This is a genomic window from Pseudidiomarina sp. PP-1MA, from assembly GCF_041200125.1.
Taxonomy (GTDB): Bacteria; Pseudomonadota; Gammaproteobacteria; order Enterobacterales; family Alteromonadaceae; genus Pseudidiomarina; species Pseudidiomarina fusca.
The window spans coordinates 1,991,612-2,004,709 of record NZ_CP165718.1; the positions used below are offsets into that span (position 1 = coordinate 1,991,612).

Consider the following 13,098-nt stretch of genomic DNA (forward strand, 5'->3'; position numbering starts at 1 on the left):
CTTCCTTTTTGATTCGAGTTAAACCTGCGACAAACGATTAGAATTCGTAGCTGTAACTTAGGCTAAACACTCGCCCTACTTCACGTGATTGCACGGTAATACCAGACTGAGTTACATCTTGGTCTTCGCCCAATACGTTTTGTACTTTAAAGCTAACTTTAGAATTAAAGTCTGGGTAGAAGTTGTAAACTAAATCTAATGAGTGGAACGGCTGTTCGTAAGCATCACCTCGGCCACCAATACCCGCAGCCAAGATACGCTCGCCAAACACGTTATACACTAACGAGCTAGAATGATTACCATCCATCGAATCATAACCCAGCTGTAAGTTAGCAACGTATTCAGAATGACCCGTTAAGCGCTTAGTAGGATTAGTTAAGTTACCTGCTAACGCCGGATCAATCACCGCTTCAGAATCACTCCAAGTTAAGTTACCGGTGGTAAATAAGCCGTCATGTACATAGGTTAAGTCGTGTAACCACTCAAACTCAATCCCGTATACTTCAGCCGAAATACCGTTCACATAATTCAGGGTGTATTCTTCGTCACCGACACTCAAGACCGATTCGATTGGCTTATCGATATCCTTGTAGAACGCAGACACTGTGTAGTTATCGCCGTTATCAGCAAAGTACTCAAAGCGTGCATCAAAGTTGGTCATTGGGCTGCTAGCTAAACCAGCTCGGCCAATGGTACGAATATCAGTGATAGGATCGTAGTAAGCTACAGGCACTGTCTCACGGATATCTGGACGCACTACGGTTTCAGAAAAACCAAAGCGCAACTGATAACTATCATCACTAATGTAGGTTAATGACAAGGCTGGATAAAAATCGTCTTCTAACGTGGTACCGTTTAGAATTCGCTCTTCTGAATAGAAGGTTTCGATATCGTTACGATCAAAAATCAAGCTAGAAGTAGCCAACGATACCTGTTTGAATTCTTCCCAACGCACACCACCTGCCAAACGCCAATGATTATTCAAGAACATATCAAAGGCACCGTACAAGGCATCGGTTTTTTGAACGGCTAAGTAATCATCAGCGTCCGGTGAAGTTGGTTCACGATACGACAATAAGAAGTTACTATCGTTGATACGGTCATTGGTTAGATAATCCGTGATCCCCAAAATACCATTCGGATCGTCATTTACCGTTACCCGCAAACCAGAGCCATTATCCATAGCAAAGCGGTCCGTGGTGTAATAACGAGCTTTATCAGTAAAGTCATAGCCGGCTTTAAACTCAATGTCTAAGCCCGCAAAGGTAACTGGCAATGAGAAGTTACCGCTGTAAGATTTGACTTGGTCTTGCATGCCCACGTATTGGAATACCGCGCGGTTGTCATCACCGGTAACGACCGTACTCAGGTAATCGCCTTGGCCGTTAAACAAATCATCAAAGCGATAGGAAATATCCGTAGGGATATCTGTTTCTGCTTTAGATTCAGTGTACTGCCAATCAAAACCTATACCCCACCAATCTAACAGGGTGTGTTGACCACGCACTTGATCGATATCGAGGGTACGTTCTTCGTATTTAAACTCATGCTCGCGGTTGGCAATACCTGAACCATAAATAGTTTTTAAGTTACTACCGTTAGGGCTTTGCATGATGCCAAATTCAGACTCGTCTTCAGCATCGGTCAAATACAATTTAGTGTAACTAACGCTATGGGTATCTAGCTCATAGCCGACACTAAACACACCATTTAAACGCTCAGTTTCAGTTGTTTGCGTGGTTTCGCTGACGGTGTTGTAACAAGAATTAGCAACCTCTTCAGCACTGTTTAGTGTGGTAGCACAGCCAGCTTCCGCATTTTCACTTAACACTGCGTTTTTACGATCCGAAACGTTCCATTTGGTGTCGTAGGCCGCAGCTGCCAGCACGCCGATATTGCCCCCAAAGAAATCTTCTTCGAAGCTATTACCAATACTCGCTTTAATACTGTAGTTAGGGTCTAGCGATTCGTGCTGCAGACTAATGTCACGCGGTAAGGCTTGCGCCAAACCAGCATTAATTGCACGAGCTTGGTCACTAGCTGAGCCCAACTCATTGGCAACTAAACCGTCTTTGCTAATGATGTTACGTAAACTAAAGTCGCCACGATATTTGACGATAGCATCACGAATATTTTGCGGAACTCCAGCTTCGTTACGATTGTAGGTGTAACCGCTACTGGCGTTATCACTTTGCCCGATACCAACTTCGAAGCTAGCTTGAAAATCAGTCGGCAAAGATTTGGTTCGGATATCAATATTACCGCCACCAAAAGCCGCCGGCATGGATGGAGAAAACACTTTCTGCACCGCTAAGCTTTCAATGATAGTTGAAGGAATGATGTCGAGTGGAATAACGTTACGGGTTAAGTCTGGGCTGGGGATACTGGCGCCGTTTAAGCGAGCACTAGAGTAGCGTTCACCTAAGCCACGCACATAAACGAACTTGCCATCCACTAGCGTCAAACCAGTGACCCGTCGAAGGGCTGATGCCGCATCACTATCACCAGTACGTGATAACTGCTCAGCACCAAGGATGTCAGCCACAAAAGCTTGATTTTTGCGCTCATCCACGACCGCTGCGGCACTACCTTGTAAACGCGTTCCGGTGGTCACAACTTCTTCAATGGTGGTATCTGCTGCAGCAACCGGTTCTTGTTCTGCAGATTGGTCTTGAGCGTAGGCCTGGCTGCTTGCCAGCAAGGCAAGGCTAACCGCTACAGCTAACGGTTTAAGGGTATGTTGGGTGCTCATAATCAACTCCTGCGAGGTCTGAAGGAGGGGGCTCGTTGCGATAACAACGGCCCCCTAATCTTGGCTTAATCAGAACAGTTGATTAATCTTGCTCAGCCGCCGCTAAAGCAGCTTCAACCCACTGGTACCACTCAGAAGAAGTATCATCGCTAGATACTGCACCAATAAAGTCAACCGGCTCTAAATAGGGGTTACCCAAGCTAGATAGGTCGTTCGCTGTGACGGTAATATCACTAGAGCTCATATCAGTAGCGAAACCATCCGCTGCAAATACTGTTGCGTTACCACCAATACGTGCGTTTTCACCACCATTGTCGAACCATTCTTGACGGCTCAAACCATTAGCGAATAAGTTGCCTGAGGTGAATTCGTTTTCAGCAACACAAGCCATCACTGAGCTGTAGAAGTTCAAGTCACCGTCAACCACGCCTTTCTCACCGTCGCCAGTAAACAAAATGCAACGCGAGTCGTTGGTTGATACATCTTCTTTCACCAACAAGAAGTTGTACATCTGACCCAAGAAGTTATCGTCAAACTTCATCGCAATAGATGGATCGTTATCACGAGTAGATAAGCCATCGGTAGTCACCACAGTCACGTTAGCAATGGTTGGACGTGATGCTGGGGCTTGTGAGTATTCTGCTCCGGCGTTTTTCTCACCATCGGCTTCAAAACCACCGTTACCCATGAATACTTGTTCGCCATCCACGTTCACAGTACCGTGTTTGATATATAAGAATTGGGCAGTTCCTTGCCAGCCTGAATCGATATCCATCGAGTCATCTTGGGTGTCAGTAAAGACCACGTTTTTAACGTTAGCAGCACCACCGAAGAATTCGATACCGTCGTCATAACCTTGGTGAATATGCACAAACTCATACGATGAACCAGAGCCAACAGCGTTCAACGTTAATGAGTTTAAGTCGTCACCATCACCACCGGCGCGTGGGCCTGAACCCGCATACCAAATTTTTACGTACTTCATCGAACCGCTATCATCAGCATTGTCGTTACCACCGTAGTAGCTCACGATACCTTCTGAAGCCACGTTACAGGTGCCTGCATCACGCTGCGCATCGGTACACTGGTTAGTAATACCATGACCATTAACGATAATACCGCCCCAATCTGCAAAGCGCGGACCATTGCCGACTACGTCGAAGCGAGTAAAGGCGTTAGCCGAAGTAAAAGTGATAGGCTTGTCGAAGGTACCGATAGCGTCTAATTTAGCACCACGAGCTACCCGTATAATGGCTTCACCGCTGGTGAAAGCTAAGGTTGCGCCTGGCTCTACTTTTACAGTTGGGCCTTCACCAATAGTGCAGCTGGTGGTGGTATCACAGTCTTCACCAACCAATAACGCACCGTCAAATACGTGCACACCGCCATCCGGTAATTCAACGAAAGTTAAGTCTTCGGTGATTTCAATGTTACGGCTAGCAAATTCAAGATTGTACTCACAATCACGGCCATCAAACGCACCTTGTACGCCGTTGTTAACCGCACAAATATTTTCTGCAGTGTTATCGCCGTTATCGTCGCCGCCACTGCCGCCACCGCTTGAGTTGTTTGAGTTGTTAACACTGTTATCGACAACGCTTGGGTTGATTTCGATATCACCGCCGCAACCAACAAGAGCCAAAGCTGATGCAATAGCAGTAACTTTGAAAAGAGTATGCAATTTCATTGTGTTCTCCCGGATAGGAACTGGTTTGGGTTATAAAAACAACGGGGCAAGAGTAATGAGGGTGAGTGACAAATTTGTGACAAAACACAATGGTCATAAAAGATTCATGGGGCTGTAACAAATCTAAAGCGGTGATTGCTACGTTTCATTTAAGGCATTTTATGCCAATATACTTCATCTAATCTGTTTAACCCTTTTGTTTGACGATAGGAACATCATGAAACCACAACGTATTTTTATAACAGGTGGCGCCAGCGGTTTAGGTTATGCCCTAGCGCTTATCTGCGCCAAAGGTGGCTGGCGGGTTTGTATTGCTGACCGAGATGTCGAGCGTGGTGAAGCTGTGCTTGGCAGCCTCCAAAAAATTCAGCCACAAACCATCTTCATGCCCTGCGATGTCACCCGATTTGACGACTTGAACGCAGCCGCCACTAAGCTGCAAGAAATTTGGGGCGGCGTCGATGTGGTCGTTAATAACGCAGGAGTAGCTCAAGTCGGCAGTATCAGTGATACCCCGCTGAGCGATTGGCAATGGATTATGGATATTAATTTGATGGGAGTGGTACGAGGCTGCAAAGTTTTCACCCCGCTGTTCCAGCAGCAAGGCCATGGCCACTTTATTAATGTCGCCTCGATGGCTGGTTTGCTTGATGTGCCTAATATGTCAGCTTATAACGCCAGTAAAGCAGCTGTGGTGAGCCTTAGCGAAACTCTGCAGAACGAACTAAAGCCACACAATATTGCGGTAACCGTGGTTTGTCCGAGTTTTTTTCGCACCAATTTGGGCCAGGGCATGCGCTCAACCATTACCGGCATGCAAAGCAAATTAGATAAGCTGATGGCTGGCAGTAAATTAAACGCAGCGGATATTGCCCGACAAATCATGCGCGCCCTCGATAAGAAAAAATCTCATGTGCTGCCCCACCGGCAGGGTCGTATCGCTTGGTACGCCAAACGGTGGTTACCCCGCACTTGGTATCAAAGATTGATACATTCACAAAAGAAATGATCGCAATACACAATCATATTCTTGATTAATACGGTCTGACCAGTCTACTCTGTTGTTGTTAACTAACCAACAACAACTGGGTAGATTATGACCACCACCAACTCTTTTATAGATGGCTTACAAATGCCGCCGCTAAGCGGCAAAGCAGCAAGCCTCATCGACACCAATGCGCAACAATTTTTAGTGCAATTGGTGCGTAAATTCAGACCACAACTCCAGCAAGTTCTAGCCCATCGCCAGCAACGTCAAGCTGCAATTGATGGCGGCCAACTTCCTGACTTTGATGCCAACACCGCTGCTATTCGTGAAGGCGACTGGCGTATTGCCGAACTGCCGAAAGATTTAACCAAGCGCCGTTTAGAGATTACCGGGCCGGTCGATCGCAAGATGGTCATCAATGCACTTAACGCTAATGTTGATTGCTACATGGCCGATTTTGAAGATTCACAATCACCCACTTGGGATGGCATATTGCAAGGCCAGGTGAATTTGTACGATGCCAATCGTCAAGATATCGACTACAGAGATCCAACGAGCGGTAAGCACTATCAGCTCACTGATAACCCAGCCCTTCTCATTGCTCGAGTGCGCGGTTTACATCTACCAGAAAAGCACGTGCTCGTAGATAACGAGGTGATTCCTGGCGGCTTGTTTGATTTTGCTTTGTACTTTTACTTGAACTATCAAACCCGTACTAGCCAAGGCTCTGGCGTTTACTATTATGTCCCTAAGCTTGAGCATGCCGAAGAAGCCCAATGGTGGGCCGATGTATTTAGTTTTACCGAAGATTATTTTAAGCAACCACGCAGTACCATCAGAGCCACCATCCTCATTGAGACCTTACCTGCTGTCTTCCAGATGGATGAAATTCTGTACGCCATGCGCGAACACATTGCAGCACTTAACTGTGGCCGTTGGGATTACATATTCAGCTACATCAAAACCCTTAAAAATCATCCCGACCGAGTACTCCCAGATCGTCAAGTCGTGACCATGAACCAGCCGTTCTTGAACGCTTATTCACGCCTACTAGTAAAAACCTGTCACCGCCGCGGTGCTCTGGCGATGGGCGGAATGGCAGCCTTTATTCCGAGTAAAGATGCCACGGAAAACGCTGCTATTCTGGCTAAAGTCAAAGCCGATAAGGAACTGGAACGTAGCAATGGCCACGATGGTACTTGGATTGCTCACCCAGGTCTTGCTGATACCGTACGCGAAGTCTTTGTGGATGGCTTAGAAGGCGTGAATCAATTAGCTGTATTGCGTGAGCAAGATGCTCCTATCACCGCCGCTGAGCTGCTTGCTCCAAGCCCAGGCGAACGCACCGAAGCTGGGATGCGCACTAATATCCGAGTGGCGCTGCAATACATTGCTGCATGGATTTCTGGAAAAGGCTGTGTGCCGATTTATGGCTTGATGGAAGACGCCGCTACGGCAGAAATTTCTCGCACCTCCATTTGGCAATGGATCAAGCACGGTAAAACGCTCGATAACGGTGCTGTAGTTACCACAGCTCTATTCCAACAATACCTAGCAGAAGAAGCCCAAGTAGTGCGCCAAGAGGTTGGCGAAGAGCGCTGGCAACATGAGCATTTTGAACGCGCCACAGCACTACTTGAAGAGATTACCACAGCTCCAGAATTGGTTGAGTTTTTAACTCTGCCTGGCTACCAACTCATTGATTAATTCAAATAATAAACCTTAACTTAAACAGGACAACCGACATGACTACTGCATCAGTTCAACAAGCCGAAATGGCCAAACAAATACAGCAAGATTGGGATACTAACCCACGCTGGCAAGGCGTAGAACGCACCTACAGCGCTCTCGACGTGGTGCGTCTACGCGGCAGCGTGCAACCTGAATGTACTTATGCTCGTAACGGTGCCGATAAACTATGGCGCTTGGTTAACGGTGCCGCTCAAGAGAAGTTCGGCAAAAACTACGTGAACGCCCTTGGCGCCCTAACTGGCGGTCAGGCGGTTCAACAGGTTAAAGCGGGCCTGCAAGCGATTTACCTCTCCGGTTGGCAAGTTGCTGCAGACAACAACAGCAGCCTAAGTATGTACCCAGACCAGTCTTTGTACCCGGTCGACTCCGTACCTACGGTGGTAGAGCGGATTAATAATAGCTTTGCGCGTGCGGACCAAATTCAGTGGTCAAAAGGAGTGGGGCCAGAGCAAGAAGGCTACATTGATTATTTTGCGCCGATTGTTGCTGATGCAGAAGCTGGTTTTGGTGGCGTTCTGAATGCCTATGAGCTGATGCAAGCGATGATTCGTGCCGGTGCCGCTGGGGTGCACTTTGAAGACCAATTAGCCTCGGTGAAAAAATGTGGTCACATGGGTGGTAAAGTTTTGGTGCCCACGCAAGAGGCTGTCCAGAAACTGATTGCGGCGCGCTTAGCAGCAGATGTAGCTGGCGTGCCCACACTGATTCTTGCACGTACAGATGCTAATGCGGCCGACTTATTAACCTCTGATGTGGATGCCAACGACCTACCTTTCTGTACTGGTGAGCGCACTGCGGAAGGTTTCTATCGGGTTAATGCTGGTATTGACCAAGCGATTTCACGCGGTCTTGCCTACGCTCCTTATGCTGATTTACTCTGGTGTGAAACGGCTAAGCCCGATTTAGACGAGGCTCGCAAGTTCGCAGAGGCTATCCATGCTAAGTACCCAGGCAAGTTACTGGCCTATAACTGCTCACCTAGCTTTAACTGGAAGCGCAATCTAGACGATACCACCATTGCGAAGTTCCAACGTGAACTAGCGGCAATGGGTTACAAGTTCCAGTTCATCACTCTAGCTGGCGTGCACAACATGTGGTACCACATGTTCGAACTAGCTTACGACTATGCTCGTAACGATATGTCTGCTTATGTGAAACTACAACAGCAAGAGTTTGCTGCGGCCGACAAAGGTTACACCTTTGTTGCCCATCAACAAGAAGTTGGCACCGGTTACTTTGATGAAGTGACCAATGTCATTCAAGGTGGTCAGTCGTCAGTAACCGCATTAACCGGTTCTACCGAAGAAGAGCAGTTCAAAAAACCAGCGTAAGCTGGTGTTTACAACTACCACCTAAGAATTACTCCAAAAAATAGTGAGTATAAGCCGCGCGGTCTAAGCCCCACGCGGCTTTTTTATGTTAGTATGCGCGCGCATTAATCATCCCCCCTCTCCGTATTTGTGTTGAAGGAAGAAAAGCACATGTGGAAGCTCATACTGTTTGTTTTGGCCGTTGGCCTATTCTCGCCCGCAGCCTTAGCTGCACCTGGTGAACTAGACCTTACCTATAGTGCCGTTGGCATTACCGCTATCGTTATTTTTACCATTGCCTACATGTTGGTCATGGGCGAAGAACGCCTGCATATGCGTAAATCAAAACCGGTACTGGTTGCCGCTGGTTTGATTTGGATCATGATCGGCTGGGTGTACGCCGACCAAGGCTTACCTGGCGTGGCCGAAGAGGCATTTCGTCACAACTTGCTCGAATTTGCCGAGCTAATGTTGTTCTTATTGGTTGCCATGACCTACATCAATGCGATGGAAGAGCGCCGCCTCTTTGACGCCTTAAGAGCCTGGATGATTAAGAAAGGCTTTAGCTACAAACAGTTGTTTTGGCTATCAGGTATTTTAGCTTTCTTTATCTCGCCCGTAGCCGATAACTTAACCACAGCATTATTGATGTGTGCGGTGGTGATGAAAGTTGCCGATGGCGATAAGAAATTCATCAGCATCTCGTGCGTGAGCATTGTCATCGCAGCTAACGCTGGCGGTGCCTTCAGCCCCTTTGGTGACATCACCACCCTGATGGTATGGCAAGCGGGCATGGTTGAGTTCCAAGAATTCTTCGTACTGTTTATCCCATCACTCCTTAACTACTTAGTACCAGCTGTGATCATGAGCTTCTTCATTGAGAACCGTAAGCCATCGGCGCTAAACGAAGAAGTTGAACTCAAGCGCGGTGCGTTACGCATTACCTTCCTATTCTTATTCACCATTGCTACCGCAGTAGCGTGCCACATGTGGCTGCATTTACCGCCGGTGCTGGGTATGATGATGGGCTTAGGTTACTTACAATTCTTTGGTTACTTCTTACGCATGACGCTACCAGGTTCATTGGCTCGCAAACGTGCCATGGCTGAGCGTGCCGGCGATATGGCACGATTAGAGCGGTTAGGTAGCGTGGTACCATTCGACGTCTTTAGTCGGGTACAACGGGCCGAGTGGGATACTCTCTTATTCTTCTACGGTGTGGTGATTTGTGTGGGTGGTTTAGGCTTCATGGGCTATCTCGCCATGTTGTCAGATACCCTCTATACCCAATGGAACCCAACCTATGCCAACGTTGCTTTAGGCTTGATGTCAGCCGTTATTGATAACATTCCGGTGATGTTTGCGGTGCTCTCCATGACCCCAGATATGTCACACGGCCAATGGCTCTTAATCACCCTTACCGCGGGTACTGGTGGTAGCTTGCTGTCGATTGGTTCGGCTGCAGGGGTAGCATTAATGGGCCAAGCTCGTGGCTATTATACTTTTGCTAGCCACTTAAAATGGGCCCCAGTAATTGCCCTAGGCTACATTGTTAGTATCTATGCTCACCTTTGGTTAAACAGTGCTTTATTTGAGGTTTTTAACCACTAACCTTAGCGCTTGTCTTGTTCTGCAGCGGTTCGTACGCAACGCACAAAGCGAACCGCTTCAGGATAAGGAAACACGTCACTAATCACACCCGTTCGAATATCTTGCTGTTGCTGCTGCCAATAGCTTGCATCTACTAATTCTGGATGATGCTTCATTAACATACTGCGTAGGTGCGGCTGCGGCACCGCAAAGGTGGTCAATTGCTCAGGAAAGACATCATTGGGAGCCACGCTATACCATGGTTCTGCGGCAAGCTGCTGCTCATAAGTTTGTGGTTTAGGTAACTGCCGAAAGTTCATTTCAGTGAGGTATTGCACTTCGTCATAGTCATAGAAAACCACCCGTTTATGGCGTGTTAAGCCGAAGTTTTTTAATAGCATATCGCCCGGAAAGATATTCGCCGCCAGCATGTCTTTAATCGCTTGACCATAATCTTTCATCGCAGCTTCAATCTCGGCGTTACTGGCGTAATCTAAAAAGATATTCAGTGGCGTCATACGGCGTTCAACAAACAATTGACTAATAATTAATTGTTCGCCATCCATGCTAAGACTACCAGCTACGGTAGACTGCAACTCTTGTAGGAGATCGGGTGCAATGCGGGCTAACGGAATTGCCACGTTGGCAAACTCATAGGTATCAGCCATGCGCCCAGCCCGATCGTGCCGCTTAACCATTCGATAGCGATCAATTACGGTCTGCCGATCTATAGATTTACCACCACCGAAGGTATCTTTAATCACTTTGAATACATAAGGATAGCTAGGTAGTGTGAATACCGTCATCACCATCCCTTTGATACCCGCAGCAGCAACCAACTGGTCATTGCTGGCCGCCAAGTGGTGTAAAAAATCACGATAGAATTCGGTTTTACTTTGCTTATGCAAGCCAATCGCAGAATAAAGCTCAGCAAGGGTCTTTTTCGGCATCAAATCTTTTAAAAAGCGCACCAATGCCGAAGGTGCCTTGGTCTGCACCATAAAATAAGAACGGGCAAAGCCAAAGATGATCGCCATTTGGTCCACATCAGTGATCAAGGCATCGAGATATAAATGCCCGTGCTCATCCCGCAACACTGGGACAATAAAAGGGTAACTGCGCTGTGAACTGACAATACGCCCTACCACATAAGCCGCTTTGTTCCGGAAAAACGGGGCTTTTAAAACATCAATACGGAGTTGGTAAGCATTCACTTGCTGTGATGCTGTTTGTTCACGAAATGCCTTACGCAGCAGCCGAATATCTTCTGATAAATCAGCAAAGGGCGCGCCTAAATCAACCTCCTGCATGATCTGTGCAAGGGTACGATGCATGCCCGTCACTACCGGAAAATAAGATCGATATTCTGTTTCTACGGCAAGCGGAATCGCATCCGATAAGGTGGTTTCAACAAAAATATAAGCGTTATTAAAATACCTATGATGAAATAAATTACAAAAGACCGAGTTATAAAAGGTTTCCGCTAACTCTGCTTGCGGATGAAACTGTAGATAATCCTGATACAACTGCCGTGTTGCCAACCAGACTTGTTCATCCAGTTGTAACTGGGTTAACTCAGCCAAAGCTTTGGTGGTTTCTCGCACCCGAATATCATAAAAACTAATCCGGGCGGTAGCAGCATATTGTCCGGCATGCCAATCGCCATCAGCGAAACGCTGCCGCGCTGCGGCCGTTACCTCTTGAAAAACACTGTAATGACGATGAAATCCCTGCAGAATTTTACGCGCATATAAGGTTGGCAAGTCGGTCGTTGTCGTCATCTTGGCTATTTTTGCTCAGCGGTCTCTACAATCAACTGTCGGAACCAACGATGACCAGCGTCGTGTTGCAGTAACGGGCTCCAAATCATCGTCAGCTCAAGCGGCTCTATCTTAAACGGCGGCGGTAGCATTACCAGCTCGTCGTCATCTTGGTACAAGGTGGCGGCCTGTGTGGGCAAGGTGGCAATCAGTCCTTGGCGGGCCAGGTGCATAGCTACATGGTAATTACGCGTAAACACTCGAATCTTGCGCTTATGGCCCAACTGCCCCAAAGCTTCATCAACCCAGCCAAGTTTCTGGACGTCGTGTGGGTCCATTCCCACACCTACCCCAAAGCCAGTTTTACTCACCCAAACGTGTTCACCACCAAGGTAATTATCAAGGGTATAATCTTGTACCAGCAAATGATCTTTGCGCACTAAACAACTGAAATCATCTTCCCAAAGGTTCTTTTGATGAAACGATTGCGGCAGCTTATCAAAACGGTTTATCGCTAGATCAACTTTACCGTTTTCGACATCGTGAAAACTAATATCACTAGGGGTCATGATATCTAGAGCTACGGCAGGAGCCTGACGCTTCAATTTCTCTAAGAGTCTTGGCATCAAAGTTGATGCGGCATAATCTGATGCCATGATGCGAAACACGCGATCGCTGGTGGCAGCATCAAAATCTCGTGCCGGTTGCACCATTTCTTCTACTGAATACAGAATTTGGCGTACTGGTTCTTGCATCCGTAGTGCTGTTTCTGTGGGTAACATGCCTTCGCTGGTACGCACTAAAATGGGGTCATTTAACAGCGTCCGTAAACGCTTCAAGCCGTTGCTCATCGCCGGCTGGGTAATATTGAGCTGAGCCGCCGCTTTGGTAACATTACGTTCGCGCAGCAGCACATCGAGGTAAACCAAGAGGTTCAGATCAATATCTTTTATATTATTCATAGAAAAAATAAATCCCGCTAAAAAAATATAGCGGGATTATAGACAGGATTGCTCAGATTTACACTTTTTGTTGCATGCGACATTAGTTGTATCCACCGAGTGAATACCAGCAGTCGATCACAACTACCGCTTACTTTTTAGCGATAACCCACACCGCATGAACGATGCCAGGAATATAGCCAAGCAGGGTTAAAACAATATTTATCCAAAAGTGCTTACCCAGCCCCACCTGTAAAAATACACCCAGTGGAGGTAACAAAATCGCGATTATAATTCTTAATAAATCACCCATCACAA

Annotated in this window: 9 protein-coding genes; 4 read left to right on the forward strand and 5 right to left on the reverse strand. The window is 47.1% G+C overall.

Annotated features, from left to right (window positions below; translation table 11 throughout):
• Nucleotides 1-37: 37 nt before the first annotated feature.
• Both AB8S08_RS09530 and AB8S08_RS09535 read right to left on the reverse strand, forming a co-directional pair.
• Nucleotides 38-2,752 carry a TonB-dependent receptor domain-containing protein gene (locus tag AB8S08_RS09530; RefSeq protein WP_369742590.1) on the reverse strand — a complete coding sequence of 905 codons (2,715 nt, stop codon included), beginning with the start codon at nt 2,750-2,752 and terminating at the stop codon, nt 38-40.
• Between the two features lie 82 nt (nt 2,753-2,834).
• Nucleotides 2,835-4,439: a hypothetical protein gene (locus AB8S08_RS09535; RefSeq protein WP_369742591.1), complete on the reverse strand. Its 1,605-nt coding sequence runs from the start codon at nt 4,437-4,439 to the stop codon at nt 2,835-2,837.
• Between the two features lie 217 nt (nt 4,440-4,656).
• On the opposite strand from AB8S08_RS09535, the gene AB8S08_RS09540 reads away from it, so the two are divergent.
• The 4 genes from AB8S08_RS09540 (at nt 4,657) to nhaD (ending at nt 10,100) form a co-directional block, all read left to right on the forward strand.
• Nucleotides 4,657-5,448 (forward strand): SDR family oxidoreductase, encoded by a 792-nt coding sequence (locus AB8S08_RS09540; RefSeq protein ID WP_369742592.1) that lies wholly within the window; start codon nt 4,657-4,659, stop codon nt 5,446-5,448.
• Nucleotides 5,449-5,571: 123 nt separating this feature from the next.
• Nucleotides 5,572-7,134 (forward strand): malate synthase A, encoded by a 1,563-nt coding sequence (gene aceB, locus AB8S08_RS09545; protein WP_369744194.1) that lies wholly within the window; start codon nt 5,572-5,574, stop codon nt 7,132-7,134.
• Between the two features lie 38 nt (nt 7,135-7,172).
• The gene (aceA, locus tag AB8S08_RS09550; RefSeq protein WP_369742593.1) at nt 7,173-8,510 is read left to right on the forward strand and encodes an isocitrate lyase; all 1,338 of its coding nucleotides are present in this window, start codon (nt 7,173-7,175) and stop codon (nt 8,508-8,510) included.
• Between the two features lie 150 nt (nt 8,511-8,660).
• The gene (nhaD, locus tag AB8S08_RS09555) at nt 8,661-10,100 is read left to right on the forward strand and encodes a sodium:proton antiporter NhaD (RefSeq protein WP_369742594.1); all 1,440 of its coding nucleotides are present in this window, start codon (nt 8,661-8,663) and stop codon (nt 10,098-10,100) included.
• 2 nt (nt 10,101-10,102) lie between these two features.
• Here the strand turns inward: nhaD and aceK are convergent, their stop codons facing one another.
• From aceK to AB8S08_RS09570, 3 genes are all read right to left on the reverse strand, one after another.
• Nucleotides 10,103-11,860: a bifunctional isocitrate dehydrogenase kinase/phosphatase gene (gene aceK / locus AB8S08_RS09560; protein ID WP_369742595.1), complete on the reverse strand. Its 1,758-nt coding sequence runs from the start codon at nt 11,858-11,860 to the stop codon at nt 10,103-10,105.
• A gap of 5 nt (nt 11,861-11,865) precedes the next feature.
• On the reverse strand, nt 11,866-12,801 hold the full coding sequence (locus tag AB8S08_RS09565; protein ID WP_110076135.1) for a LysR family transcriptional regulator: 936 nt from the start codon (nt 12,799-12,801) through the stop codon (nt 11,866-11,868).
• Between the two features lie 130 nt (nt 12,802-12,931).
• Nucleotides 12,932-13,093 (reverse strand): YqaE/Pmp3 family membrane protein, encoded by a 162-nt coding sequence (locus AB8S08_RS09570; RefSeq protein WP_153826158.1) that lies wholly within the window; start codon nt 13,091-13,093, stop codon nt 12,932-12,934.
• Nucleotides 13,094-13,098 lie beyond the last annotated feature (5 nt).

What these genes read in the sequence shown, in the direction of transcription:
- AB8S08_RS09540 (WP_369742592.1), top strand. Translation starts at nt 4,657, where the DNA reads ATGAAACCACAACGTATTTTTATAACAGGTGGCGCCAGCGGTTTAGGT.
- aceB (WP_369744194.1), top strand. Translation starts at nt 5,572, where the DNA reads ATGCCGCCGCTAAGCGGCAAAGCAGCAAGCCTCATCGACACCAATGCG.
- AB8S08_RS09530 (WP_369742590.1), bottom strand. Translation starts at nt 2,752, where the DNA reads ATGAGCACCCAACATACCCTTAAACCGTTAGCTGTAGCGGTTAGCCTT.
- AB8S08_RS09535 (WP_369742591.1), bottom strand. Translation starts at nt 4,439, where the DNA reads ATGAAATTGCATACTCTTTTCAAAGTTACTGCTATTGCATCAGCTTTG.
- AB8S08_RS09570 (WP_153826158.1), bottom strand. Translation starts at nt 13,093, where the DNA reads ATGGGTGATTTATTAAGAATTATAATCGCGATTTTGTTACCTCCACTG.
- aceK (WP_369742595.1), bottom strand. Translation starts at nt 11,860, where the DNA reads ATGACGACAACGACCGACTTGCCAACCTTATATGCGCGTAAAATTCTG.
- nhaD (WP_369742594.1), top strand. Translation starts at nt 8,661, where the DNA reads ATGTGGAAGCTCATACTGTTTGTTTTGGCCGTTGGCCTATTCTCGCCC.
- aceA (WP_369742593.1), top strand. Translation starts at nt 7,173, where the DNA reads ATGACTACTGCATCAGTTCAACAAGCCGAAATGGCCAAACAAATACAG.
- AB8S08_RS09565 (WP_110076135.1), bottom strand. Translation starts at nt 12,801, where the DNA reads ATGAATAATATAAAAGATATTGATCTGAACCTCTTGGTTTACCTCGAT.